The organism is Xanthobacter autotrophicus ATCC 700552, assembly GCF_043194565.1.
Taxonomy (GTDB): domain Bacteria; phylum Pseudomonadota; class Alphaproteobacteria; order Rhizobiales; family Xanthobacteraceae; genus Xanthobacter; species Xanthobacter autotrophicus_F.
Window position 1 is genome coordinate 65066 of the sequence record NZ_JBAFVS010000020.1, and the last position, 25332, is coordinate 90397.

Below are 25332 nucleotides of genomic sequence, written 5' to 3' on the forward strand. Positions count from 1 at the left end.
GGAACCTGCTGCCAGACAGGCCGAGTGCCGTCCAGCCCCGCATGTGCCAATTCGCCATCGGAGTTTGCCATGTCATTCGCCACCGTCCGGTCCGGGCTGATCGTCCTTCATCGCTGGATCGGCCTGATCCTCGCCCCGATCTTCCTGGTGATCATTCTCACCGGCGCGGTTCTGTCCCTCCGGCCGATCATCAATGCGAGCCAGTCCAGCGCGCCCGTCGGCGTCGGCGTCGACGTGGCTGCCCTCAAGACGCTCCTTGGCACCCTGGAGTCCCGCGGCACGTTCGGGGGGGCCAGCATTGTCGATGGCGGCCGCGCCATCGCCGTCATGTCCCAGGACCCGAAGGTGGGTGGCCGCTGGGAGATCGCCACCGGCCAGCACACGCCGGCGCCGGCCGGCGGCATCGACATCTTCCGCACCGCGCAGGGCCTGCACCAGACGCTGTTGCTGGGCCTTGGCATCGTGGTGGAGATTGCGACCTATCTGATGCTGGCGATCATGGTGGTCGGGCCGTTCATGGCCTGGCTGCGATTGCGCAACACGCTCATGGGCTGGCACGCGGCCGTGGGCTGGTGCCTCCTGCCGCTGACCCTGACCTCGCCGGTCACCGCGGTGATGCTGACGCTCGGCATCGGGGTGGGTCCGCGTCCTGAGCTGCCGCGCCCGAAGCGGCCGGTGACCATCAGCGAAGCCGTTACCATCGCCTCCCGCGATCTCGATATGACACGGCTGGCCTCGGTGCGCCGGTTCCGGGGCGGGGCGGTGCTGGTCCAGATCGCCGGAGGGGGCGCGGGGTCGATGGCGGGGGCCTTCGCCGTGACCGATACCGGGGTGACGCCGCTGCCGGGCGGCCCGAACCTCGTCAAGCAGATTCATGAGGGAACCTGGGGCGGAGCCTGGTCCGGCAGCCTCAACTTCATCATTTCCCTCGCCCTTCTGGGCCTCACCGTGACCGGCTTCGTGTCCTGGTTCCGCCGCTGGCGGCGCAACCGGCCCAAACCGCTCGCGGCCGGCGCCGATATCCTGGTCGCCCATGCGAGCCAGACCGGGCGCGCCGCGCGCCTCGCGACAGCCACCTATGACGGGCTCACGGCCGCGGGCGAGAAGGCCGCCATCGCCCCGCTCGGCACAGTGAAGCCCAAGGATCTCGCCCGCTTCCGCCTTGTCCTGCTCATCGCCTCCACCACCGGCGAGGGCGAGATCCCGGACGGTGCCCGGGCCGTGGCGAAGGCCCTGAAGCCGGGGAGCCTCAAGGGGGTCCGGTTCGCGGTGCTGGCCCTGGGCGAACGCAGCTACACCCATTTCTGCGGCGGCGGGCAGAAGCTGCGCGCGGCGCTGCTCTCCGCCGGGGCCGCAGAAGCCGTCCCCATGCGGGAGGCCGACGGGGACCCGTCAGCGACATGGGTCTCCTGGATCGATGCGCTGCGCGCCGAGTTGGGGCTGACGTGCACGGTCGCCCAGCTTCCTCCCGTCAGCGCACCGGTCGCGCTCACGGTCGCCGCGCGCCAGCGCCTGGACGATCCGGCGCGCGGGGATACGCTGGAGACGTGGCGCATCATGCTCAAGGGTGCCGACGACCTCGTCTTCCGCCCGGGCGACCTTGTGCGTCTGTCCCCCGGCGAAGGGGAGGTGCCGCGCTCCTATTCCGTGGGCAGTTCGAGCCGGGTCGATCCCGGCCGCATCGACCTGACCGTTCGGCTCCATTCCTGGAACGGCGCGGATGGAACACCCCACCTGGGCCGCGTCTCAGGCTATCTGGTGCGCGAGGCCCTCGACGGCGCGACCATCGAGGCGCGGCTCGATCCGCACCCCGGCTTCAATCCGCCGTCGGACCCCGCATGGCCGATCCTCATGATCGGCGCGGGCTCCGGCATCGCGCCCTTTCCCGGCTTCATCACCGAGCGCCGCGCGTCCGGACGGGCGGGACCCGCCTGGCTCATCTTCGGCAACCGGCACCGCGACGGCGATTTCCTGTGGCGCGACCTGTTCGAGGCCGCCGTGCGCGACGGCACGCTCACCCGCATGGACACCGCCTTCTCCCGTGATCCCGGGGACGGTGCCCGCGTCCAGGCGCGGCTCATGGAGAATGCTGCGGCGGTGTTCGACTGGCTCGTGGAGAAGAAGGCCGTGGTCTATATCTGCGGCCGGCGCGCCATGGCGCGTGGGGTCGAGGACGCCATCGCCCATATCCTCGCCGCCGAGGGCGGCCTGAAGCCGGAGGCTGCGCGGGACGAGGTCAGCCGGTGGCTGGCCGAGGGACGCATCCGCATGGACACGTTCGACTGATGCCACACCCTCATGTGGCATTCCCGCCCCGCCCCGATCCGGGCCGGGGCGGTGGGACGGGTGTGCGCCGCCGCCCCGCTCCGATGGCGGGTGCACCGGCATCCTCGCCCCGCGGCCAGGGACAGCCCGGAGCCGGCGTACCCAAGGCCGTGCTCGGATGCCTGCTCGCACTCAGCCTCGCGGCCTGCGCCGTAGGCCCGGAATACGAGACCCCGGCGCTGCCCCTGCCGGGTCATTGGGGGGCGGCACCGCGCACCCACGCCGAGGCGGCGCCCAATCTCAAGGCGTGGTGGCGGCGGATGGGGGATCCGGTCCTCGACGCCCTGATGGACGAAGCGGTCGCCGGCAACCTTGATGTCGCCACCGCCAAGGCCAACGTGCGGGCGGCGCGCGCCAGTTACCGCCAGCAGGTGGGATCGCTGTTTCCGCAGGTCACCGGCAACGCCTCCGGCACGCGCGGCGATAACGGCGGGCGGGTCGGCTCCGGCGGCGACGTCACCGTCGACAGCGGCTATGGCCAATATCAGGCCGGGCTCGACGCCGGCTGGGAAATCGACCTGTTCGGCGCCAATCGCCGCGGCGTGGAGGCGGCGGCCTTCGGCGTCGATGCGTCCGTGGACGATCTTGACGCCGCCTTGCTGACCCTGGTCGGCGATGTGGCAACCAATTATGCGGACGCCCGCGGCTACCAGGCGCAGATCGCCCTCGCCCGCCGCACCGCGGCCTCGCAACGGGAGACGGAAGCGCTCACGAGGCGCCGGCTCGATGCCGGTGCCGTCTCGGCCTTGGACGCGGCCAACGCCTCCGGCCAGGTGGCGAGCACCGAGGCGAACATTCCCGAGATCGAGGCGGCGCTGGCCGCGAGCGTGCACCGCCTCTCCGTCCTCACCGGACAGCCGCCGGCCACGCTCGTACGACGCATGGCGGTGGTGCGCGCCGTGCCCACGCCGCGCCTGCCGGTGCCGCGGGGCATTCCCGCCGACGTGCTGGCCAGCCGGCCGGACGTGCGCGCCGCCGAGCGCCGGCTCGGCCAGTCCACCGCCCTCATCGGCCAGGCCGAGGCGAACCGCTATCCCGCCATCAGCCTCACCGGCAACATCAACGCCACCGGCACCCAGATCGGCGACCTCGGCCGTGCCTCCTCCATCAGCTGGGCCTTCGGGCCTTCCCTCACCGTGCCGATCTTCACCGGCGGGCAATTGAAGGCGGCGGTGGAACAGGCCGAGGCCGGGCGCGACCAATCCTACCTCGCCTACAAGTCCTCCGTGCTGACCGCGCTGGAGGAGGTGGAGAACGCCTCCGTTTCCCTCGCCCAGCAACGCATCAGAACCGGCAAGCTCTCGTCCTCTTCCGCCTCCTACCGCGAGGCAGCGCGGCTCTCCCGCTCCCTCTACGAGAACGGGGCTTCGAGCTTCCTCGACGTGCTCACGGCGGAGCGCTCGCTCTATTCGGCCGAGACCCAGCTCATCCAGAGCCGGGTGGCGACGGCCAAATCTTACATCGCCCTCAACAAGGCGCTCGGCGGCGGCTGGGACGGGATGGTCGACACCTCCGCGCAGGAGGTGGTGGACGGATACACCGGCCCGCATTTCGCCCGTCTCAAGCTGCCGGCAAGCCAATGACAGGACGCGCCCAACCATGAACGCCCTGCCTCCCTTCGACGAGACCGGCATCACCCCGCAAGACGCGACCACGCCCAGGGCCGGCGCCGCCGGTTCGCGGCCGCGCCGGCGGCTGTGGCAATGGGGGCTCCTCGCGGTCCTCCTCGGTGCCGGCGCCTATGCCTACACCCGCTACATCACCCCGGCGCCCGGCACCGGCATCATGACCGCACCGGTGATCACCGGCACCGTGGAGGAGACCGTGCTGGCGAGCGGCACCCTCAAGCCGTCACGCCTGGTGGCTGTCGGCTCGCAGGCGTCGGGGCGCATCCTCTCGCTCAAGGTCAAGCTGGGGCAGAAGATCGAGAAGGGCGCGCTGATCGCGCAGATCGACGCGGTGACCCAGGAGAATGCCCTGCGCACGGCGGAAGCCTCCCTCGCCAACATGCGCGCCCAGAGGGCGGAGAAGGAGGCGACCCTCGTGCTCAACGAACAGACGCTCGCGCGCCAACGGACCATGGTGGCGCAGAAGGCTGTCTCGCAGGCGGATTTCGAGGTTGCCGACGCCACCGTGAAGGTGACCCGCGCCCAGCTCGCCGCCCTAGAGGCCCAGATCGTGGGGGCCCAGATCGCGGTGGACACCGCCCGGGCCAATCTCGGCTACACCCGCATCACGGCGCCCATCGACGGCACCGTGCTTGCCATCGTGGCCCAGGAGGGCCAGACGGTGAACGCCTCCCAGTCGGCGCCCAGCATCGTCATCCTCGGCCAGCTCGACGTGATGACGGTGCGCGCCGACATCTCGGAGGCCGACATCGTGAAGGTCGCGCCGGGCATGCCGCTCTGGTTCACCGTGGTCGGCGCGCCGGAGGAACGACACGAAGGCAGCCTCGAATTCATCGAGCCGGCGTCCGAATCCATCAAGAGCGACAGCAGCTTCGCAACCTCGACAAGCTCGTCCTCGTCGTCCTCGGGCTCCACCACTTCCGCCATCTATTACGTCGGCGTGTTCGACGTGCCGAACCCCAGGGGCCGGCTTCGGACCTATATGACGGCGGAGGTGCATATCGTGCTCGGCCGCGCGGCGGGGGTGCTCACCGTGCCCTCCACTGCCCTGGTGCGCGCGGGGCGCGGCTACCATGTCCGCGTCCTCAAGCCCGACGGGACGGTGGAGCGCCGCCGCGTCGAAGTGGGCCTCAACGACAAGATCACCGCCGAGATCCGCTCGGGACTGGTGGAGGGCGAGAAGGTGGTGACGGGCGAAGCCCTGCCGGGGGCAGCCGGTGGCGCGCAGCAGCAGCGCCGGCCGGGCGGGCCGCCATCTCCCATGGGGGGGCTGTGAGCATGGACGCGCCCCTCCTCCAGCTGAAGCAGGTGTGGCGCGAATACCCCTCCGGCGAGGGCACCATCGCGGCGCTCAAGGGCCTCGACCTTGAGATCGAGCGCGGCGAGATCGTGGCCATCGTGGGCGCATCGGGCTCGGGCAAGTCGACGCTCATGAACATATTGGGCTGCCTCGACCGGCCCACGTCCGGCAGCTATCGCGTCGGCGGCAAGGAAACCTCCGCCCTCGAACCCGACGAACTGGCGGCGCTGCGCCGCGAGCATTTCGGCTTCATCTTCCAGCGCTATCACCTGTTGGGCGAGCTGACCGCGCTCGGCAATGTGGAGATCCCCGCCGTCTATGCCGGGGCGACGGCGGGCGCGCGCCGGACGCGGGCGGAGGCGATCCTTGCCCGGCTGGGCATGGCCGACCGCGCGGAGCATCGGCCGGGCCAGCTGTCCGGTGGCCAGCAGCAGCGCGTCTCCATCGCCCGCGCCCTGATGAACGGAGCCGACGTGATCCTCGCGGACGAGCCCACCGGCGCGCTCGATTCGCGCAGCGGCGCGGAGGTGCTGCGTATCCTCGACGAACTCAACGCCGAAGGGCGCACCATCATCATCGTCACCCACGACATGAAGGTGGCCGAACGCGCCCGGCGGATCATCGAGATCCGCGACGGCGAGATCGTCGCCGACCGTCCCGGGAGCGGTGCGCCGGCGCCCCTGTCCGGCGCGCCGTCCGGCCCGCGGACGCCGACGGGGCGGCTCGCCGGGTGGCGTGCCTACATCGACCGGCTCGGCGAGGCCTTCGTGATGGCGCTGCGCGCCATGAACGCCCACCGGCTGCGCACCTTCCTGACCATGCTCGGCATCATCATCGGCATCGCCTCGGTGGTGTGCGTGGTGGCGCTGGGCGAGGGCTCGCGGCAAAAGGTGCTCGCCAACATCTCGAATCTCGGCACCAACACGCTGGAAATCTTCGCCGGTCGCAGCTTCGGCGATACCCGTTCGGGTCGCATCACCACGCTGGTGGTGGCCGATGCGGATGCCCTCGCGCGGCAGCACTATGTCGCCGCAGTGACGCCCACCGTGTCGAAATCCAGCACGGTGCGCTTCGGCGCCATCGAGGCGAGCGCCCTCATCAACGGTGTCGGCGAGGGGTATTTCGAGGCCAAGGGCGCAAGGCTGGCCCAGGGCCGCTTCTTCGACGCCGACGGCGTGCGCGAGCGTGCCCTCGACGCCGTCATCGACGAGAATACGCGCCGCACCCTGTTCAAGGACTTTCCCGACAGCCCCCTCGGCCAGGTGATCCTGGTCGGCGACGTGTTCGTGCGGGTCGTCGGGGTGGTGGCGCCGCAGCAGTCCGGCTTCGGCTCCAGCCAGAACCTGTCCCTCTATCTGCCGTTCACCACGGTGCAGACGCGCTTCGTGGGCTCGAGCTCGCTGCGCTCCATCACCGTGAAGGTGGCCGACGACGCGCCCATGGACGTGGCCGAACAGCAGGTGACGCGCTTCCTCACCCAGCGCCACGGCATGAAGGACTTCTTCATCATCAACACCGATGACATCCGCAACACTATAACAGCCACCACCGAAACCATGACGGTGCTGATCGCCTCCATCGCCGTCATTTCGCTCATCGTGGGCGGGATCGGGGTGATGAACATCATGCTGGTGTCGGTGTCCGAGCGGGTGGGGGAGATCGGCGTGCGCATGGCGGTGGGGGCGCGGCGCAGCGACATCCTCAACCAGTTCCTCATCGAGGCAGTGCTGGTGTGCCTCGTGGGCGGGGTGGCGGGCATCGGCCTCGCGCTCGGATTCGGTGTGATTTTCGCCTCTATGGGATCGAACTTCACCCTCATCTATTCAACGGCCTCCATCGTCGCGGCGGTGCTCTGCTCGAGCCTGATCGGCGTCGGCTTCGGCTACCTGCCGGCGCGCAATGCCTCGCGGCTCGATCCGGTGATAGCGCTGGCGCGCGATTGACGTCGCCCGCTGATCCGCTTCGCTTGAAAATGCTCGAGAGCGTTTTCGAGCGAAGTGGATACCGGTTCGCGTAAAGAAAACGCGTAAACTCAATGACCTAGAGCATTTCCACGATTCAGTGAAATGGGGAAATGCTCTAGGTGCGACGCCGGCGCAGCCACGACACGGCCAGGCGACGGCGCGGCTTCGCCTTGCGGGTCGCCTCCGCGCGGACCAGCTCCGCGCGGACTTGCGCGGCGGCGTGGACCTCGGCCTCCCGCACGCGGTCCAGTGCCCGGTCCGCCACGGCGTCGAGGGCGGGATGCCCCGCCTTCCGCAGCCCCGGCTCGGCCAGCCGGCAGAAATCCGGGACGGCGGCCTCGATCGAGCGGGAGAACCAGATGATGGCCTCCGCGACGAAGCCGTCCTCGAACCGGGTGCGGGCGTAGTCGAACTGGCCGCGAAAATCGCCGCCGAGCGCTGCCATCCGATACCAGCGGCGCGCGGCCTGCGGGCGTGCGCGTCGCCCCCATCCGTACTCCAGAAAACGCCCGACCATGGTCATGGCCTTCGCGTTGCCGCGGCGGGCGGAGCGCACGTACCATGCCAGCGCCGGGGACGGGTCCGCGGCAAATTCATCGGCCTGCAGCAGGAGCGTGGCGAGATTGAACTGGGCCCAGGCGTGGCCGCGTTCCGCTGCTGAAAGATAGCAACGGGCGGCCTCGGCCATGTCGAGCGTGCAACCCCAGCCGAATTCGTGGCACCGGCCCACCATATTGACGCCGTCGAGGCTGCCGGCCTCGGCGGCGATCGCGAACCACCTGAGCGCCGCCTCCGGATCGCGTTCGACACCCTGACCGTCAAGCAGCATCTGGCCCCAGGCAACCTGCGCGCTCTTGATTCCGTTCAGCGCGGCCGCGCGCACCCAGCGGGCGGCCTCCCGCGGCGTCTCGCCCATGCGGGCATGCAGGACATCCGGATGGATCTCCTTGAGAGCCTTGTAGGAAATCCGTTCGTCGATCATGTCGGACCCTGCACTGCGGGCGGCCACCGCGCGGCTGCATGGCCGTTGGATGGCGGCGTGGTCCACACCGTATTGAGACAGTGTGCCTAAAGACCCCGCAGAGGTGCATTCATGTCAATATCAATTCGCGAGAAGGGGCAAAGATCTTAATTTTAATTATTCTAAATCATGTACATTTCTGTATCCAAATCTATCAGCATATCTCAAGCATTCCGACTTTGGCCCAACTTAGATCTAATAAAAAACATAATAGTTGCGTCGCAGCATGATCGATCATTATATCTCGATCGTTGCTGAAAGTTTCCGCCCGGATCTGCTCATTGAAGCGGTTCCAGTGAGCCGATAGCGACAGCGACGCCCGGATGTCGGGACAAAATGAGACCGCAAGACATTGATCTAGCGGATAAAACGCGACTCCTGGATCCCGGGTGTCGCGTGTAGACCACATGTGACCAATCAATGCATATTAGTGTTTGATTACAGCAATATCAGATCTGTTTAGTGCTTTTATAAAAAGCAAGTAAATGTATAGGTTGTATTACTTTATAATAGCAACTTTCAAAACATCTTTCTTGGTTCAGGTGAAAATAGTGCCCGTTCGAGAGCGGGTTATCGAACAGGAGAAGTCGGTATGGCGGCGTTGAGGACACTTCGGCCGGCGATGAAGCATTCCACGGTCACTGCCGGTCTCGCGATGACCATGTCTGCGGTACCCATGCTGGATGCATTCGCGCAGCAGGCGCAGAATTCGAACTTGGAATCGTCCGCCCTGGAGCTGCCCACCATCGTCGTGGCCAGCGAGGGGGAGCCGGCCAACGCGCTCGAAGCGAGCACGGGCCTCTCCCGCCTGCCGGGCACCGTCCAGGATACGCCGCAGGTCGTCACCGTCATTTCGCAGGAGACGATGCAGCAGCAGGGCGTGACCACGCTGGAGCAGGCGCTGCGCAACGTGCCCGGCGTCACCGTCGCCATCGGCGAGGGCGGTGGCGGCATGAACGGCGACCAGTTCCGCATCCGCGGCTTCCAAGCCAAGGGCGACATCTACATCAACGGCCTGCGGGACTTCGGCGTCTATGTGCGCGACAGCTTCGCCTATCAGAACGTGGAGGTCTTCAAGGGGCCAAGCTCCGAGAGCTTCGGTTCCGGAACCACCGGCGGCGCCATCAACTCGGAACTCAAGCAGGCCCATCGCGGCAACGTGTATGACATCGAGGGCCAGTTCGGCTCGGGACCGCTCTATCGCGGTGTCTTCGACGTCAACCAGCAGCTGAACGACACCACCGCCGTGCGCATCGTCGGCATGGTCAATCAGCAGGATATCGTCGATCGCGACCACGTCGAGGCCGACCGCTGGGGCCTGATGGGATCGCTGGGCTTCGGCCTCGGCACCAACCAGACGCTGTATCTCAACTATCTCTATCAGCACGGCGACCGCACGCCCGACTATGGCGTTCCGATCGTTACGCCCCTGTACGGGGACGTCCAGAGATTCGGCACGCTCGGCCAGCCGGTGACCGAATGGGGCGTGCCGCGCTCGACCTTCTACGGCAAGGTGACCGACCGCGACATCACCGACACCAACATGTTCACCTCCAATTACAAGAACGAGATCAACGACTGGCTGACCTTCACCAATGACAGCCGCATCGGCTACTACACCCGCAACTTCGCCACGACGGTGCCGGGCTGCAGCCAGGGAACGACGCCGATCACCGAGGAGAAATACGACGCGAGCTGCACCGGGCAGTTCTTCGCGGGCAACGATCCGGCCATCTCGTTCGGCGGCGGCAATCCAGGCTTCGAGCAGACGAGCTGGGCGGCGCAGAACGTCGCCACCCTGGTCGCCAAGTTCAAGACCGGATGGCTGCGCCATGAGCTGGTGACCGGCATCGATTACTACACGGTGAATGACGAGCGTACCCTGATCTCCGTCAACGGCAGCAAGGGCACCTCGACCATCTGGCACCCGATCTACCAGAACATCACGGGCTATTCACTCTATTCGAACCCGCTGGGCAATAACGGACAGAAGATCAGCGACACCACCGACTTCGGCGCCTTCGCCAGCGACCGCATCTGGTTCACCGACCAGATCTCCATCCTCGCCGGCACGCGCTGGGACAGCTATTCGACGGACTACAGCTATTGGTGCGTCAACACGGCGGTCACCTGTCCGGCCAGCCCCGGCACCTGGGTAAACGCGGACTCCGACACGCAATTCTGGAGCCCGAAGGTCTCGCTGATCTGGGAGCCGACCAAGACCCAGACCTATTATGTCTCCTACGCCAAGTCCTTCACGCCCCAGGGCGCCTTCCCCACCAATGATACGACGGTGGTCAATCCCTCGCAGCGGGACCTTGCGCCGGAAGACAATGAAACCTGGGAAGCCGGCGGCAAGATCTCGGTGCTGGACGGCAAGCTCGGCCTCACGGCGGCGATCTTCCGCGTCAACAAGAGCAACGTCTTCTACACCGATCCGGTGACCGGGGATTCGGTGGAGAGCGGCGAGACCCAGCGCGTGCAGGGCATTGAGCTTGGCATGACGGGCAACATCACGGACGCCTGGAGCATCCAGGCCGGCTACGCCTATTACGACAGCTCGATCCTCACCTCACCTGCGGCCACGGCCGCATATGTCGGCAACGAGGTCCCCTTCGTCTCGCCGAACAACGTCACGCTCTGGACCACTTATGACCTGATCAAGGGCGGCCTGATCAAGACCATTCCCGGCCAGCTCCTCGTCGGTGGCGGCATCACCTATGCGGATGCTTATTTCACCAACAGCGCCAATACGGCAATCATTCCGGAGACCTTCTCGCTCGATGCGCTGGTGTCCTACAGGCACGACAAGTACCGCGTTGCGCTCAATGGCTACAACCTGACCAACGAGCTGAACTATTCCAGCGGCTTCGGCGGCCGTGCCATCCCGGCGTCCGGCCGCACCTTCACGCTGACGGTCGGCGCCACCTTCTGAACCTCGCGTATCCAGGCGGGTGGCGCGGACGGAGGCTTCTCCGCCCGCGCCACCCGTGTTTCGCCTCTGGACAAGGATCCCGCATGCTCGTCGAAATCCCCAATCTGCTGACCGAAGCGGAAGTCGCGCATTGCCGCCGGGTGCTGGACCAGTCTCCCTGGGTCGATGGGCGGGTGACGGCGGGCCAGCAAGCCGCGAAATCCAAGTTCAATCTCCAGATCCCGGTGGAGTCGCCGCAGGCGCTGGAGCTCGGCGACATCATCCTGCACGCGCTCGGCCGCAACCCCATCTTCAACTCGGCGGCCATGCCGCTCCACGTTCTCCCGCCCATGTTCAACCGCTACGACGTGGGGATGAAGTTCGGCGCGCACGTGGACGGCGCCATCCGCGCCATCCCCGGCGCCGGCCGCCGGCTGCGCACCGATGTCTCCACCACGGTCTTCCTGAGCGACCCGGCGGACTATGACGGCGGCGAACTGGTGATCGAGGACACCTACGGCACGCAGGAGGTGAAGCTGCCGGCCGGGCACGCCGTGGTCTATCCGTCGAGCAGCCTGCACCGTGTCAACGAGATTACCCGCGGCAGCCGCTGGGGGGCGTTTTTCTGGTCCCAGTCGATGATCAAGGAAAGCGAGCGGCGCGGGCTGCTCTATGATCTCGACCTCGCCATCATCGCGATCCGCACGAAGCTGCCGGACGACGATCCCGCAGTTCTGGCACTCACCAACGTCTATCACAACCTGCTCCGGCAATGGGCGGACATGTGATGCCGCACGGGCGGGCATGGCCTGCCTTTGGATGAACGGGGCGGGAACGACAAATCCCGGTACCATGTTCGGGCTTCACCATGGCGCGCGTTGATCTTGCCGATTGATTTTGCCAATTGATCTTGCCGATCGCTGACGTGCCAATCGCTGACTTGCCAAATCACGTACCTGGCTCATGCGCCCTTGTCCGCTTTGCGCAAGGCGGATCGCACGCGCATCCAGATATCGGCCATGAGCACCCCAGGGATGGTGGCGCTGTCGCGTCTGGTGCGGTGCATGAGCGGCCGCTCGCCCGTCGCCAGCAGGCATTCCCTCGCCAGATGGTGCTGGTTGAATTTCGCGCGACAGGCTTCGAGCATGAGCCGCCGGTGTCCAGCGGTGCCGGCGATGACAATCCGATCGTTGAACGTGAAACTGGCAGGTTCGCTGCGGCCGCGAGCCGCCATCTTGGCATCCTTGCCCCAGAGTTTCGCGACGCGGAGCCGATCGGCTTCATCGTCGAATTTGAGGCTTTGCCAGAAGCCCTCGACGCTCGCGTAAACCTGCCCCCAAAGCACGAAAGGGGTCTCGGCAAGGTTGCTGATCGGCCTCCAGCGATCGGCGTGATCGAAGACAATGTTGATGGGTTCGCGGCACGCCTGATCTTTCGTGCCGAGGTCGTGAAGCGATACCCCCTTCGACGCGGCGCCAAGCACATGCAGGACATGATCCGCCATGGCCGCTTGCCATTCGAAAAGCGCGCGCTTCTCGTCATCGGTCTCCGGCACGAGAGCCAGGAGCCCGGTCTTCAGGACGACCCGCATGTGGCACAAACTCCCTGGCACTTCGGTCAAGTCAAATCTGCGCTGGCCGGCGACGGAACGGAACACCCGGAGCGGATCGACGACAGTCGCGCTTGCATGGTCTGCCGCACGGGGCTGGTGCCGCTCCCAGGCCTGGCCGCGGCGCTCGCCGGATGCCAGCGTCAGGCGGTAGACCCGCTCCGTGCGATAGGTGTTGCGCGCCTCCGCCGCAGTGACCCCGTTCAAGGCCAGCAAATGCGGTAGCGCTGTGTTCCAAGCAACGTTCCAAGCAACGGCAATACGGGGCGGCTCGGCACAAGGGGCCGAACCGGAGAGCGAAGAGCCCGCTTTGGTTCAGATGGCCCTGAATCCGGTGGCCGGCGACCCGCAGGCGCCTATTCGTGACGTTCCCGCCCGGGGCGCGGTGCGGGCATGGAGCCGCCGCCGATCCGCGACTTGAAGTAGAACCGCCATGGCAGGTAAACCAGGATGCCGACCAAGCCCAGGAACGGCACGATGGCGGAGGCGATCAACAGCAAATAGAGTATCAGCATAACCCCGAGAGCGATTTTATTGATCGACCAGGAGATGGCGAAGGGCAGGCTCTGGCTGAGATCCCAGAGATTGGCCGGGGCTCTGCCGGGCGGGAACGCATTCGGGATAGCCAGAATGCCCTTGGCAAGCGTCCAGTCGCTCATGGGTGGCGGCTTCACGGTTTCAACAAGAAGGTAGAAGACCCCGAACGCGATCGCCAAGGCCAAAGCCACGACACCGAGCAGAAGCAGGGCGTCGCTCGTTTTCGTCGGCCGCGCGCCGGGCGTAGCTGGACCGGGCAGAACAGGTTGATCGTTCATGGCAGCTGTCCTCCACTTTCGATCAGGAATGACGAGACGGCCGAACGCCGGGGCGCGACACGGCATCTTCGACGAATATCCGAGCGTATCGCAAGCGACATCTGCAACTGCATCCGCGCCTTCGACCGGCCTGTCTTTAGCGCTAAAGCGTTTTCCGCTCGCCTTGGCTCACGGAAATCGCCCTCTAAACTTAAGGAAAGAGAACGCGTTATCCGATCAGATTGCGATGCAATCTGATCGGCGCGTGCTCTAGAACCCTGTGTTGACGCATTTTCTTCACGCGAACCGGTACCCACTTCGCTCGAAAACGCTCTAAGTCCGGTTGCCTGCGATTGGGCGGTGTCTCAGTTTGAAGTTTCCCCATCGTCGGCCGGCGTGTCCGTGAGGGGGATGTTCTGGGTGAGGCGGGCCGGTAGAACCCTGTCCGGGGCGGCCAGATCCTTCACATCGAAGTCCGCAGGACCGGGTTTCCGGTCGATCCGCCCCAGGTGCTTCTGCCACGCGTTCCGGCGCTTGAGCCACTGAAATGATACAAGACATAAGGAAAGCCGGCATCATGCGGCTCACCTCCACCGGAATGGCGATTGCGCGATGGCTGCTGGCGCTGCTGGCCGCCTCGATGGCGGCTGCCGCGATCCTGCGGCTGCTCACATTCCTCTATGTCCCATGGGAGGCGAAGAGCCGCGGTGTCGAGACCGCCTATGGCATGCTGGCCGACGCATCCTATTGGGCCGATGCGGCATGGTCGCTGCCGCCGCTGGCGCTGGGCATCTTTGCGTTGTCATTGCCCTTCGCGATTGCGGTATCGGCCTTTCCGGAAGCGCGCGGCGACGATCCGCGCATTGTTCGCTACGCGGTCGTTGGCGGCATTTGCCCGCTTTTCTGGACCATAGTGGCGGCTACGATCTACCACTCATTCGAAGCCGAAACCTTTCGCGCGATTGAGGTCGTGGAACTTGCGGCGAGGCCTGAACTCGGATTTTGCATGATTGCAGGTGTCTGCAGCGGGTATTGTTTCGGACGGCTTCGCACAGCGTTCCGGTAGTCGAGTTGGCGGGCTCCCGTCACGCGCGGGACGCATGGCGGTCTCTGGCGGAAGCCTATCCGCCAAGCCGATAGCGCGTGTCAGGCGCGATGCCATCGACACCCACCCGCGCCGTCACCACCGACGACCAGTCCGGAGCGATCGCTACGAGGAGGCAGCCGTCACCGCCCGAAACCGTGCCGCCCACGGCAACCGCCACCCCGTTGGCTCCGGCCTGGACGTGCTCGCTGTCCAGCCCGATCGCCACGCCCTCTTCTGCGGCAATGGCCGCATCGCCCCCGCGGGAAATCGCCACGCCCGCGACGCCCGCGGTAACGCGTCTGAACTTCCCGCGTCCGATCGCGACGCCGTGGTCCCCGGCATGGGCTTCGCCATACCGCTTGCCGTCGCTGACAGCGACGCCGTGGTCGTCCGTGGTCGCGATGCCGGCGTTGAAGGCCATGGCGAGACCGCCGCGCCCGGCATTCGCCGCGCCCCCGCTCGAAATGGCGATGCCGCCCGCATCGGCACGCGCCTGCTGCCCGTCCGGCGCAATCGCCCAGCCACCAGGGCTTGCGAGAGCCATCCCATTGCGCGGCGCGATGGCGATGTGTCCGTCGCCCGCCGCGCAAAACGAGCGTGACACCAGCAGCGTGCAGTCGCCGCCTAATGCCGAAAGCTGCCCGATGACAGCCTCGGGCGCGCCGGCGAAGAGGATGGTTCCCGCGGCGAACTTCACGACGCCGCGAACCGCGCAGCCATCGATCGTGGGAACGCCGACTGCGGACGGAACGCGGACCAGCAACCAGACCGCCGCACGGTCCAGGCCCACGGCGTCGGCGTCGCCCTCGCCCCAGGACAAGCCGAAGATGCCCAGCGGCGAGACGGGGTCGGCGCTCCACTGCGCGGCCCGAAGGGCGAGGTCGCCACTCTCCAGAACCTCGCGATCATTCGGCTCGACGACCTCCTCGCTGCAAAGCACCAGGGTGTCATGACCGCGACGCGTGTCCGCGAGGCGTTCGTCCAACTGCCAGAGCCTGGGTTCAGGCGCGACAGGCGATACGGGCGAAGGCAGGCTTTCGCCCAGCTGTCGCAAGGCGCCGTCCCGCCAGAGATAGCGACATCCCGGCTGACGCCCGGCCGGTCCCGAAACATGAAAATCGAAACCCGTTGGCCGGCCCGCCTTCGTCCGATGCCGCAAGACGATCACGCTGCCGTCCCCGGCCTGCAACTCGGTCGCACCGTCCACGGCATCCAGCACCACCGCGATGGCGCGCGCATCGGTCCGGATTCGCCGCACCGATCCGAGAGCGACTGCGATGCCGCCATGCCCGACTTCAAGATGTGCGGCGTGGCTGGTCGCGACAGCGATGCCCCATGCTCCGGCGGTTGCGGACGAGCCGGCTCCGAGTGCGACGGCGATCCCGTCCTCGCCTGCCGTCGCCGTTCCGTGCGGCCCGGCCATGGCCAGTCCGGCACTGTCGGGCGCGTCCGCAGTGCCGTGCGAGCCGGCGATGGCGACGCCATCGCCAAGCGCAGTCGCCCTGCCATGGCGGCCTGCCCGCGCAAAGCCGCCATGCCCCGCCGAAGCGGCGCCATGATCTCCGGCATCGACGATTTCCGAAGCATCAAAGCCGGTCTCAGACGCTGAGAACCTCACTCCGCGACCTCCTCCCAGGTCAATTCAGCGGCACCGCAGGCAAGTCGGCCTCGCCCGGCCGAAGGGGTTCGCCCAGCGGGCCTCGATCCGGCTTCGTCCATCGCCTGAATCTCCACGCGTGCCTTGGCTTGTCTGGCATCTGCCTTGTCTCGCATCTGCCGTGTCTCGCATCTGCCGTGTCTCGCCGTGCCCAGACGCGGCAGGTCACCCAATCCCCGAAAGAGCCGACATCAGCCGCCGGGCGCGATGAACTCGTCCTTGACGGGAAGCTTCGGTTCCAGATCCCTGGGTGCCGACTCCCGAGGGTCTTCGGGCGGTGGCGGAGCCTCGATCGGCTGGTCGAGCGGGGCAGGTTTGTCCTTCGGCTGCGTCTGTATCGGCGTCCCTTGGGTGCCGGTCATGGTAGTGCTCCAACATGATGGTTACGCATCGCGGGCGGGCTCGACTGTGGTTGCCGCGAGAATGCTGTCGCTTCTTCGCCGGATGTCAGTGTCCATTTCAGCGCGAAATCCCGATTTGCGCGCATCGCGGCGACGAGGCTTCCGAAGCCTCTCCCGCCATCTTCGCAATCTTGGTGAGGGTGCCGGCTTTCACGCTCACCGCAGGGGTCTTCGGGAAGTCCTCGACCTTCAGCAAACGACGCAGTTGCCTTTGCTCTTCGTCGCCGACTATCGCATTCGCGCCGGTCGTATCCATCAGGATCATGAAATGAGCCAGACCGGCAAGAGCATTGAAGCCATCGCATCGTAGCACATGCGCAAGGAAGATCCTGCACCAGCCGCACGGGTCGGCCATGAAGACGAGGCGTTCGGGATCTCGGTCGAGTTGGCCTTCGAACCAAGCCTCACGGCGCCTCACGATGTGGGGGCGATCCTGCTCGGTGGCGAGCTTCAGCTCGACCTGATTGTCGTTGGTGAAGGTGCCCCAGGTGTCGGTGCCGCCAGAGGCGGTGCGGTGCACGATGGTGTTGGCGCCGCTACTGGGATCGGCGCTGGTCCAGCCCCAGATCAGGGTCTTCTGGTCGATGTGCACCCAAAAGTAGCGCAGTTTCTGGCGCAGGGTCAGGGCGTCGCAAACCGGATATTCCATATACCGGCCGGTGTGCGCGGCGGACGTGCTCTATGGGTTGGCAGACTGCAGACTTCCCGCGTCCTCAGGCGGCATGCCCTCGCGAATGGCGGCAATCCCGAAACGCTGGCGGTACTCGCGGGGGCCGAGGCCTGTCACTTTGACGAAGACCTTTCGAAATGCGCCCGGGTCCCCGTAGCCGACATCCCACGCGATCTGCTCGACCGGGCGCGTCGTGGTCTCCAGCATCTCGCGCGCTCTACCTACTCGAAGGTGCTGGCAGTATTCTGTCGGCTTCAGCCCCGTTGCCTTGTGAAAGCGACGCAGGAAGGTCCGCGGCTCAAGTCCCGCCTTGTCCGCCATCGCCTCAAGCGTCGCGTCGCGGGCACCCGTCGCCTGCAGCCAATGCTGGACCTTCAGGACCGCCTCGTCGCCATGGCGCAGCTTTGGCGAGAACACGCTATAGTATCGCTGCTCGCGGCCCGGCGGGTCGACCAGCAGGAAGCGCGCGGTCTCGAGCATCGCGGTTGGTCCCAGCAGCCGGTCCACGAGCTTGAGCCCCAGGTCCGTCCAGGCCATGAGGCCGCCCGCCGTGATCAGGTCGCCATCGTCGATGACGAGCTTGTCGATGTTGACGCGGGCATTGGGAAACCGTTCCGCGAAATCGTTGGCGTAGAACCAGTGGGTGGTGGCAGGACGTCCCTCCAGCAGGCCGGTCTCGCCGAGCAGGAATGCGCCGGCGCAGACCGAGGCGAGCGTCGCCCCGCGCGCGTGGCGCTCCTTCAGCCAGATCGCCAGAGGCGCTGCCTCGTCCGAAGTGATCGGCGCGATGACGGCCGGCGGCAGGATGACGAAATCCGGCTCCCCCGATGCGCCCGCATCGCTGTCGAAGACGCGTTCCGCGCCCTCGCCGTTCTCCCGGCCGCGCCAATGGCTGACGCGGAGGCGCGACGCGGCGTCGCCGAGACGGCGCTTCACCATCAGGTTGGCGACTGAGAAAAGATCCGTCAGTCCATGCGCCGCGCCGAGCTGTGCGCCGGGATAGAGCAGGACGGCGATTTCCGCCAAGGGGGCCAGTTTGGTCATTTGTCACTTATGGCCTGAAATCTGTCCATCGCGCCAATCCGAAAGCGGACCGCGGACCACTAGTGTCTCTCCATCGCATGAGCACCGGGGACGACGCCCCGGCCACACCGAGGAGTTCCGCATCATGGGTACGGTCACCACCACGGACGGCGCTGAAATCTTCTTCAAGGACTGGGGTCGCAAGGATGCCCAGCCGATCATGTTCCATCACGGCTGGCCGCTGTCGTCCGACGATTGGGACGCGCAGATGCTCTTTTTCCTGTCCAAGGGCTATCGTGTCATCGCCCATGACCGGCGCGGTCACGGCCGTTCAAGCCAGGTCTGGGACGGTCACGACATGGACCACTATGCGGCCGACGCCGCGGCGGTCGTCCAGCATCTCGATCTGCGGAATGCCATCCATATCGGCCATTCGACCGGCGGCGGCGAGGTCGCCCGCTACGTCGCGCAGCATGGCGAGCCGCAGGGCCGGGTGGCCAAGGCGGTGCTGGTTTCCGCCGTGCCGCCGCTGATGGTGAAGACGCAGAACAATCCCGGCGGCCTGCCGATCGAGGTGTTCGACGGCTTCCGCGCGGCTCTGGCCGCCAACCGGGCGCAATTCTTCCTCGATGTGCCGGCCGGGCCTTTCTACGGCTTCAACCGCGCGGGCGCGAAGATCGACCAGGGCGTGATCAATAACTGGTGGCGTCAGGGCATGATGGGCAGTGCCAAGGCCCATTACGACGGCATCAAGGCCTTCTCCGAGACCGACCAGACCGAGGACCTGAAGGCGATCAGCGTCCCGACACTCGTGCTGCACGGGGAGGACGACCAGATCGTCCCCATCGACGACAGCGCCAGGCTCTCGGCCCCGCTGCTGAAGAATGGCACGCTGAAGACCTATCCGGGCTACGGCCACGGATTGCTGACGGTCAACGCCGAGGTCCTCAACGCCGACCTGCTCGCCTTCGTCCAGGCCTGAGCCACAACACGGCGGGCGCACCGGAGATGGTGCGCCCATTGCCGCCTGCCGGTCGCCCATCCCGCCTCGAGGTTGAAGACGCACATGATCCCCTCGGAAAGCCGCGCGGCGGTCTTCGCCATCATCATCGCGGCCTTTGCCGCCACGCTCGGCATCGGCATGCTCATCCCAGCGATACCCGCCTTGACGGTGGGCCTGCCGGCGGTGGCGCACGGCGCCCTTATCTCAGCCTTCGCCTTCGCCCGCATCCTGGTAGAGGTGCCTGCAGGCTTCGCCATCGACCGCGTCGGGGGGCGCCTGTCCTCGGTGATCGGCCTCGGCATCATGATCGCGGGCGCGCTTCTGGGGATGCCGAACCTCGGCTACGGCATGCTGATGATCTCGGTGGTGGTGCAGGGCGCGGGCATCGCCATCTTCTCCACGGCGGCCATGACCGCCCTCATCAACATCTTCGGCCCCAAGGAGCGCGGCACCGCGCAGACCCTGTTCCAGGGCGCGCTGCTGCTTTCCTATTCCGCCGGGCCGGTGGTGGGCGGCTATGTGGTCGGCCCATTCGGGCCGCGCGCGCCCTTTGTGGTGGAGGCGATGCTGGGCCTTCTCGCCCTGCCCATCTCGCTGCTGATGCCCAAGGCCGCCGGCATGGCGAAAAAGGCGGTGGGCACCATCCGCATCACGCTCGGGCTCGCCAGCGGCACCGTGATGACCTTCGCCGGCTTTCTCGCCCGCATCACCGTGTCCTGGGTGGTGGTTCCGGCGGTGGCCACCACCATGCTTTCCCTTTCCCCGCAGCATTATGGCCTCATCATCGGCGTGGCTACGGCGCTCAATCTCGTGTTCCTGCCCCTGAATGCGCGCCTTATCGACAGTTGGAGCGCCAGCCGCACAGTCCTGGCTGCAAGCGCGCTGACGCTCATCGGCGTGGTGCTCATGTGGCTCGCTCCGGTGCAGTGGGCGCTGTGGGTGGGCACGGCCTTCGTCATGGTCGGCACCAGCGCCCTGGTGACGGCGGCGGCCACCGTGGCGCTGGAGAGCATCCCGCCCGAGCAGACCGGCGCCGTCACCGGCACCAACCGGGCGGCCGGGGACATCGGCACGGCGATCGGACCCATCCTCACCTCGGGCGCGACCACATTGTTCGGCCTCACGGCGGCCGGCGGGTTCGCCGTCACCGCCGCGGTGATCGCGGTGTGCCTTGCGGCCTTCGCCGCGCTGCGCCTTTCGTTCCGGGAAGCCCCCGCCGCCCTTCACCATGAAGGGCCGGGCCGAGCTGATCCAATGCCCGACCTTGATCACCCAGACCGAGGGCGACGCGCTGGCCGAGGATGCCGGCACCTTCCTCGACGCGCTCACCTGTCCCACGACCCTTCTGAGCTTCACCGCCGCCGAAGGCGCGGACGGGCATTGCGAGATGCAGAACCGCTCGCTCCTCAACCGCCGTGTCCTCGACTGGCTCGACGAACAGCTCACCTAGAGCATTTCCCCGTTTCACTGTATCGGGGAAATGCTCTAGGTTATTGAGTTTACGCGTTTTCTTTACGCGAACCGGTATCCACTTCGCTCGAAAACGCTCTAAGATGCTCGACCCGCGGTGGTTTTCCCATAGGACGTGACCGGCAGCAGTGACCAGCCCCTTCTCGAGGACGCGTCAGGAAGCCTCTTGCGCTCGCCTCAATTCTGGAAGTTGGAGGGTGTCGAACCTACGACATCCCCCAAGCTGTCTGTCGCGCCAAAAGCGGACCTTGGCTACCTGCCCGGCAGCGGATGTTCGGCCCCGCTGTCCTTACGGTGCCGGCCTTCGATTCGTTGGCGACGTGAGAGACGCCGCCTTGTGTCGGCTTCGTCGATGAGGGCGCAGGTCTGCTGGATGCTGCAGAACAGGCGCGCAAAGGCGAGCGAACGGTCTTTACGCCATGCGCGTCTGCGGCCTGATATCGCGCCTTCCAACACCGCGTCTTTTAGCCTATCGCCTTTTGAAAGGTCCCATGGCGTTAATCGATGGAGCGAGGATTATGCGTTTGATGCGGCGCCGATGAAGGCCGGGAACGTGAGCGCCGTGAACCTCGAAGCCACACACCGCCTTTGGGATGAATTGTCCGACTTCGAGGCCGGTCAATCACCGATGGCGGCCGCCCACCTCATGACGGCGCTCTGCGAAGCGACGGGGGCCTGGAACGCCACTTGGGCCGGTGCCATCCGTCTTGGGGATGTGGCCCCCGCCGATCCCCTTCAGGGCTGGCGCGTCGCGGCCATGCAGGCCTTGCATCCAGTCCAGCCCCATCCCGATGAGCAGCATTTCAAGGAGATCATGGAAGTCTGGGACCGACGCGAGATCGATCCTTCCTTTCTTTTGCCGATGCAGAATGTCGGCACGTTCCGCCTCTATTCGTTCCGCCGGGAACTCCCTTTGGACTGGTTCGAGACGCCCTTCTACCGGCGGCACTACGGTTCGGTGGGCACGCACGATGCGGTCTTCGTCGCCTTTCCTCTGAATGCCGATTGCGAATCCCATTTCGGCTTCTATTCGGGCAAGACCTTCACCGATGAGGAGATCGCGCAGCTCGTCCATGCGCTGCGCGGCATCAAGTGGTTTCACCGCCATCTCATGTTGGGGCACGGCCTCATCATGGCCTCTTCGCCCCTGACGCCGGCGGAGCGGCGGGTGCTGCACATGCTGCTCACCAAGGCCACGGAAAAGCAGATCGGCCGCGAGCTGGAAATTGCCACCTCCACGGCCCACCAGCACGTTACGCGCATCTTCCGCAAATTCGGCGTGAGCAGCCGCGCGGAACTCATGAGCCTATGGCTCAATGGTGCCAGCTAAGTGGTTCTTCATGCGGGCGTATCCTCTATTTAGAGGACATGAAGTGGCGCCCGTAAACGACTACCCTCGCGGCAAATTGCAAATCGTGTTCGTCGCGATGGGTAAGCCTTGGGGGATAGGTCATGTCTGCGCGTCGGGAAACCGCCACCGATAGCGGGCGGCGCGGCTGCTGCATCGTCCTGAATGATCGTGCGTTCGGAACCGGCGTTTCATCACGCCGCACCTGGCTGGCCGGGGCGTCGCTGCTTTGCCTCATCGCCGTCGCGGGGGTCGCCCCGATGGAGCGCGCGCAAGCCCAGACCTTCGGCGGAAACGGCGGGGCCGGCGAAGACCTTGTGCCCGGCGGCGCCGGCGGTGCCTATGGCGTGGCAGGGGCCGACGCCGAAGACGGCAAGAGCGGCGGCGGCGGCGGCGGCGTGGGCGCCGCAGGCGGCATAGGCCTTTTTAGTGGCGGCGCGGCCGGCACAGACGGCGGCGGCGATGGCGGGGCAGGGACAAGCATTCCCTCCGGCTATGGCGGCTCCGGCGGCGGCGGCGGCGGCGGCGGCACCTTCCTGACCACGGGTGCCGACCAGCAGGTGACGACTGCCGCGACGGGTGGCCAGGGTGGCCGCGGAGGGTCGAGTCGCGTCGCTGAAGATAACGGTGCGGCGCTGAATGGGAGCGGCGGCGGGGGAGGCGCCGGTGGCTTCGGCATCGTCACGACGGCACCTCTTACCCTCGACGTTTCCGCCAATGTGACGGGCGGCACGGGTGGCGGCGGCGGGGCGGGAAGCGGCTACGTCTCTGCCACAGCACATTCCGCCGGCGGCGGGGGCGGCGATGGCGGGTATGGCATTTATTTCACGCCAGGCGGCATCCTCGCCAATAGCGCGATCATCTCCGGTGGCGATGGCGGCGATGGCGGCGGTAGCCCGGCGTATGGCGGATATGCCGGCAGCGGCGGCACGGGTGTTGCCGTCTCCGGATCGCAGATCGGAAGCCTCACCATCACCAATGGTGGCTCCATCCTTGGCGGCGATGGTGGCGAGGGAGGAGGCATCTCGCGGCCTGCGGGCCTCATGAACGGCGTACCCATGGTCGTCGGCGTGTCCGGCGCGGGCGGGGCCGGCATCACGGGGTATGGCTACGATCTGACCAACACCGGCAGCGTCATCGGTGGGATCGGCGGCCAGGGTGGATCGATGTTCATCGGCCCCAAGTCCAGCGTGCCTGGCGCGGGAGGCGCGGGTGCGCAGGGCGGCGTCGGCGCAGGCGGATCCAATTTCACCATCCACAACACCGGCGTGATCGGCGGCGGCGCGGGCGGCGCGGCCGGAGCCGGCAGCGACAGCCAATTCGCACCGGTGGTGCCTGTGGGCGAAACCGTCTCCCAACACTTTACCCGTCCGGGATCATACGCCACCCTCGCCGGCAAGGGGCAGTCGGGCGATGACGGCGGCAATGGCGGAGCCGGCGGCCTCGGCGGTCTGGGAGGGGCGGGCATCAGCGGCACCTCCTTCACCGTGATCAACGAGACGACGCTTTACGGAGGCTCGGGCGGTCTCGGCGGCGATGGCGGACGCGGCGGCGCGGGCGGAACCGGGGGACCCGGGATCTCTTTGGATTCGACGATCAGCGTCCCGGGTGTGGTGCTCTCCAGCACGGCCGGAACCGGCGGCGCGGGCGGTGCGGGCGGCAACGGGGGTGAAGGCGGGACCGGGGGAGCCGGGGGCGTCGGCGTCACCGGCACGCTCTTCGATCTGACGAACCGCGGAACGCTCACAGGCGGCGCGGGAGCCAAAGGCGGCACCGGGGGCGCCGCGGGCGTCGGAGGCCAAGGCGGCGCGGGCGGCAACGTACGAGTTGACGTCGGTCCCGCTGTGGGTGATGCCGCCGGCAGGGGCGTAAGCGGCAGGGGCGGCGACGGCAATTTGGGGGGAGCCGGTGGCGCCGGCGGCACGGGTGGTGCCGGCGGTGCAGGCGTCAGCGGCAGTTCCTTCACCGTGACGAACGCGGGATCGATCGCGGGTGGCGCAGGAGCCGAAGGCGGCACCGGGGGTGAAGGCGGCGCAGGCGGCTCTGGCGGGTCGGCCGGTTCCTTCCGGCCTGGCGGCAGCGGCGACTTCGAAAATTCTGTGAACGTCTCAGGTGCCGCCCAAGGCGGCGGCAATGGTGGGCGCGGCGGCGACGGCGGCGCGGGCGGTGCCGGCGTCACCGGCACGGACTTTTCCATCACCAGTTCCGGCACGATCAGCGGCGGCAAGGGTGGCGATGGCGGCGCGGGCGGCAGCGGCGGGAGTGGCGCCATACCCGCCAAAGGCGGGACGGGCGGAAACGGCGGAAACGGGGGTGATGGCGGCGTCGGCGTGAGCGGCTCCAGCTTCAGCCTCACCAATACCGGCACGATCATCGGCGGCGACGGAGGACTGGCCGGATTGGGGGGCCTGGGAGGGGCTAGCGTGCAGGGCGGCGGAAGCGGCTTTGCCCCCGCCGGCGACCCGGGAGTGGACGGCGCTGGCGGCCTCGGCGCGGTTGGTGTCGTCTCCACCGGCGGTTCCACCATCAAGAACGCCGGCGCGATCATGGGCGGGCTTTCCGGCGATGGGATGACGCGCGCCAATGCGGTGGAGCTGTCCGGCGGCGGCAACGCGCTGGAGCTTCAGGCGGGCTATGCCTTCACCGGCAATGTGCTCTCCACCAGCGGCACCACCAATGGCGGGGACGCCCTGAAGCTCGGCGGCACGGGCGCGGCCGCGTTCGACGTGGGCCAGGTGGTGCCGACCCTCTCGGGCTCGCTCTCCGGCACCCAATATGTGGGCTTCAACGCCTTGTCGGTGGTGGGCGGCGAGTGGACCGGCACCGGCACCAATGCCAGCGGCCTGAGCTGGACCCTCACGGGCGGCGTGCTCGCCATCGCCGATGCGAAGACCTTGGAAGGGGCGGGCCCGGCCTTCCTCTCCACCACTTTCGATGGCGGCACCCTGCGCACCACCGCCAGCCTCACCCTCTCCGGCGACCTTGTCCTGCAGACGAATGGGGGTACCCTGGAGACCGCGAGCGGCACCACGGCGACGGTGGACGGCGCCCTCTCCGGCAGCGGCGCCTTCACCAAGGCCGGCGACGGCACGGCGACCCTTACCAACGCCAACGTCGA

General features: G+C 66.9%; 17 protein-coding genes and 1 pseudogene. 11 read left to right on the plus strand and 7 right to left on the minus strand.

All coding sequences use genetic code 11. The features are described from left to right. The first annotated feature begins 69 nt into the window (after positions 1-69). The 4 genes from V5F48_RS18680 to V5F48_RS18695 all read left to right on the plus strand — a co-directional run bounded on the left by V5F48_RS18680 (position 70) and on the right by V5F48_RS18695 (position 7196). On the plus strand, positions 70-2286 hold the full coding sequence (locus V5F48_RS18680; protein ID WP_394259919.1) for a PepSY domain-containing protein: 2217 nt from the start codon (positions 70-72) through the stop codon (positions 2284-2286). 83 nt (positions 2287-2369) lie between these two features. Continuing rightward, the gene (locus V5F48_RS18685; protein WP_394259920.1) at positions 2370-3908 is read left to right on the plus strand and encodes an efflux transporter outer membrane subunit; all 1539 of its coding nucleotides are present in this window, start codon (positions 2370-2372) and stop codon (positions 3906-3908) included. Positions 3909-3924: 16 nt separating this feature from the next. After that, positions 3925-5229: an efflux RND transporter periplasmic adaptor subunit gene (locus tag V5F48_RS18690; RefSeq protein ID WP_394259921.1), complete on the plus strand. Its 1305-nt coding sequence runs from the start codon at positions 3925-3927 to the stop codon at positions 5227-5229. A gap of 2 nt (positions 5230-5231) precedes the next feature. Next, positions 5232-7196 carry a MacB family efflux pump subunit gene (locus V5F48_RS18695; protein ID WP_394259922.1) on the plus strand — a complete coding sequence of 655 codons (1965 nt, stop codon included), beginning with the start codon at positions 5232-5234 and terminating at the stop codon, positions 7194-7196. Between the two features lie 136 nt (positions 7197-7332). Here V5F48_RS18695 and V5F48_RS18700 read toward each other — a convergent pair whose 3' ends face one another. After that, complete coding sequence (locus V5F48_RS18700; RefSeq protein ID WP_394259923.1) at positions 7333-8199, minus strand: tetratricopeptide repeat protein; 867 nt, start codon at positions 8197-8199, stop codon at positions 7333-7335. Between the two features lie 661 nt (positions 8200-8860). Here V5F48_RS18700 and V5F48_RS18705 point away from each other — a divergent pair. Both V5F48_RS18705 and V5F48_RS18710 read left to right on the plus strand, forming a co-directional pair. After that, positions 8861-11173 carry a TonB-dependent receptor gene (locus tag V5F48_RS18705; protein WP_394259924.1) on the plus strand — a complete coding sequence of 771 codons (2313 nt, stop codon included), beginning with the start codon at positions 8861-8863 and terminating at the stop codon, positions 11171-11173. A gap of 83 nt (positions 11174-11256) precedes the next feature. Next, complete coding sequence (locus V5F48_RS18710) at positions 11257-11940, plus strand: Fe2+-dependent dioxygenase (protein WP_394259925.1); 684 nt, start codon at positions 11257-11259, stop codon at positions 11938-11940. Between the two features lie 173 nt (positions 11941-12113). Here V5F48_RS18710 and V5F48_RS18715 read toward each other — a convergent pair whose 3' ends face one another. After that, positions 12114-12977: a hypothetical protein gene (locus V5F48_RS18715; RefSeq protein WP_394259926.1), complete on the minus strand. Its 864-nt coding sequence runs from the start codon at positions 12975-12977 to the stop codon at positions 12114-12116. Positions 12978-13117: 140 nt separating this feature from the next. Continuing rightward, a complete protein-coding gene (locus V5F48_RS18720; protein ID WP_394259927.1) occupies positions 13118-13576 on the minus strand; it encodes a hypothetical protein in 459 nt (152 codons plus the stop codon). A 556-nt stretch (positions 13577-14132) separates the two neighbouring features. Here V5F48_RS18720 and V5F48_RS18725 point away from each other — a divergent pair. Further along, positions 14133-14621: a hypothetical protein gene (locus V5F48_RS18725; RefSeq protein WP_394259928.1), complete on the plus strand. Its 489-nt coding sequence runs from the start codon at positions 14133-14135 to the stop codon at positions 14619-14621. A gap of 55 nt (positions 14622-14676) precedes the next feature. On the opposite strand, the gene V5F48_RS18730 is transcribed toward V5F48_RS18725, so the two are convergent. The 4 genes and pseudogenes from V5F48_RS18730 to V5F48_RS18745 form a co-directional block, all read right to left on the minus strand. Continuing rightward, positions 14677-16260 (minus strand): hypothetical protein, encoded by a 1584-nt coding sequence (locus tag V5F48_RS18730; RefSeq protein WP_394259929.1) that lies wholly within the window; start codon positions 16258-16260, stop codon positions 14677-14679. A 230-nt stretch (positions 16261-16490) separates the two neighbouring features. Then, on the minus strand, positions 16491-16661 hold the full coding sequence (locus V5F48_RS18735; protein WP_394259930.1) for a hypothetical protein: 171 nt from the start codon (positions 16659-16661) through the stop codon (positions 16491-16493). A gap of 364 nt (positions 16662-17025) precedes the next feature. Beyond that, a pseudogene (locus V5F48_RS18740) lies at positions 17026-17145 on the minus strand (IS630 family transposase); the annotation flags it as partial. 234 nt (positions 17146-17379) lie between these two features. Further along, positions 17380-18414 (minus strand): GlxA family transcriptional regulator, encoded by a 1035-nt coding sequence (locus V5F48_RS18745; protein ID WP_394259931.1) that lies wholly within the window; start codon positions 18412-18414, stop codon positions 17380-17382. 124 nt (positions 18415-18538) lie between these two features. Between V5F48_RS18745 and V5F48_RS18750 the strand changes: the two genes are divergently transcribed. The 4 genes from V5F48_RS18750 to V5F48_RS18765 all read left to right on the plus strand — a co-directional run. After that, on the plus strand, positions 18539-19375 hold the full coding sequence (locus V5F48_RS18750; RefSeq protein ID WP_394259932.1) for an alpha/beta fold hydrolase: 837 nt from the start codon (positions 18539-18541) through the stop codon (positions 19373-19375). Positions 19376-19459: 84 nt separating this feature from the next. After that, positions 19460-20893 (plus strand): MFS transporter, encoded by a 1434-nt coding sequence (locus V5F48_RS18755; protein WP_394259933.1) that lies wholly within the window; start codon positions 19460-19462, stop codon positions 20891-20893. A 325-nt stretch (positions 20894-21218) separates the two neighbouring features. After that, positions 21219-22196 (plus strand): helix-turn-helix transcriptional regulator, encoded by a 978-nt coding sequence (locus V5F48_RS18760; RefSeq protein WP_394259934.1) that lies wholly within the window; start codon positions 21219-21221, stop codon positions 22194-22196. 122 nt (positions 22197-22318) lie between these two features. Further along, positions 22319-25332, plus strand: a 3014-nt coding sequence (locus tag V5F48_RS18765) for a hypothetical protein (protein ID WP_394259935.1), incomplete at its 3' end; no start/stop codon positions are given.

Bases quoted from the DNA above. Each gene is read 5' to 3' on its own strand.
- V5F48_RS18680 (WP_394259919.1), top strand. From the start codon at position 70: ATGTCATTCGCCACCGTCCGGTCCGGGCTGATCGTCCTTCATCGCTGG.
- V5F48_RS18685 (WP_394259920.1), top strand. From the start codon at position 2,370: ATGGCGGGTGCACCGGCATCCTCGCCCCGCGGCCAGGGACAGCCCGGA.
- V5F48_RS18690 (WP_394259921.1), top strand. From the start codon at position 3,925: ATGAACGCCCTGCCTCCCTTCGACGAGACCGGCATCACCCCGCAAGAC.
- V5F48_RS18695 (WP_394259922.1), top strand. From the start codon at position 5,232: ATGGACGCGCCCCTCCTCCAGCTGAAGCAGGTGTGGCGCGAATACCCC.
- V5F48_RS18700 (WP_394259923.1), bottom strand. From the start codon at position 8,199: ATGATCGACGAACGGATTTCCTACAAGGCTCTCAAGGAGATCCATCCG.
- V5F48_RS18705 (WP_394259924.1), top strand. From the start codon at position 8,861: ATGAAGCATTCCACGGTCACTGCCGGTCTCGCGATGACCATGTCTGCG.
- V5F48_RS18710 (WP_394259925.1), top strand. From the start codon at position 11,257: ATGCTCGTCGAAATCCCCAATCTGCTGACCGAAGCGGAAGTCGCGCAT.
- V5F48_RS18720 (WP_394259927.1), bottom strand. From the start codon at position 13,576: ATGAACGATCAACCTGTTCTGCCCGGTCCAGCTACGCCCGGCGCGCGG.
- V5F48_RS18725 (WP_394259928.1), top strand. From the start codon at position 14,133: ATGCGGCTCACCTCCACCGGAATGGCGATTGCGCGATGGCTGCTGGCG.
- V5F48_RS18735 (WP_394259930.1), bottom strand. From the start codon at position 16,661: ATGACCGGCACCCAAGGGACGCCGATACAGACGCAGCCGAAGGACAAA.
- V5F48_RS18745 (WP_394259931.1), bottom strand. From the start codon at position 18,414: ATGACCAAACTGGCCCCCTTGGCGGAAATCGCCGTCCTGCTCTATCCC.
- V5F48_RS18750 (WP_394259932.1), top strand. From the start codon at position 18,539: ATGGGTACGGTCACCACCACGGACGGCGCTGAAATCTTCTTCAAGGAC.
- V5F48_RS18755 (WP_394259933.1), top strand. From the start codon at position 19,460: ATGATCCCCTCGGAAAGCCGCGCGGCGGTCTTCGCCATCATCATCGCG.
- V5F48_RS18760 (WP_394259934.1), top strand. From the start codon at position 21,219: ATGAGGGCGCAGGTCTGCTGGATGCTGCAGAACAGGCGCGCAAAGGCG.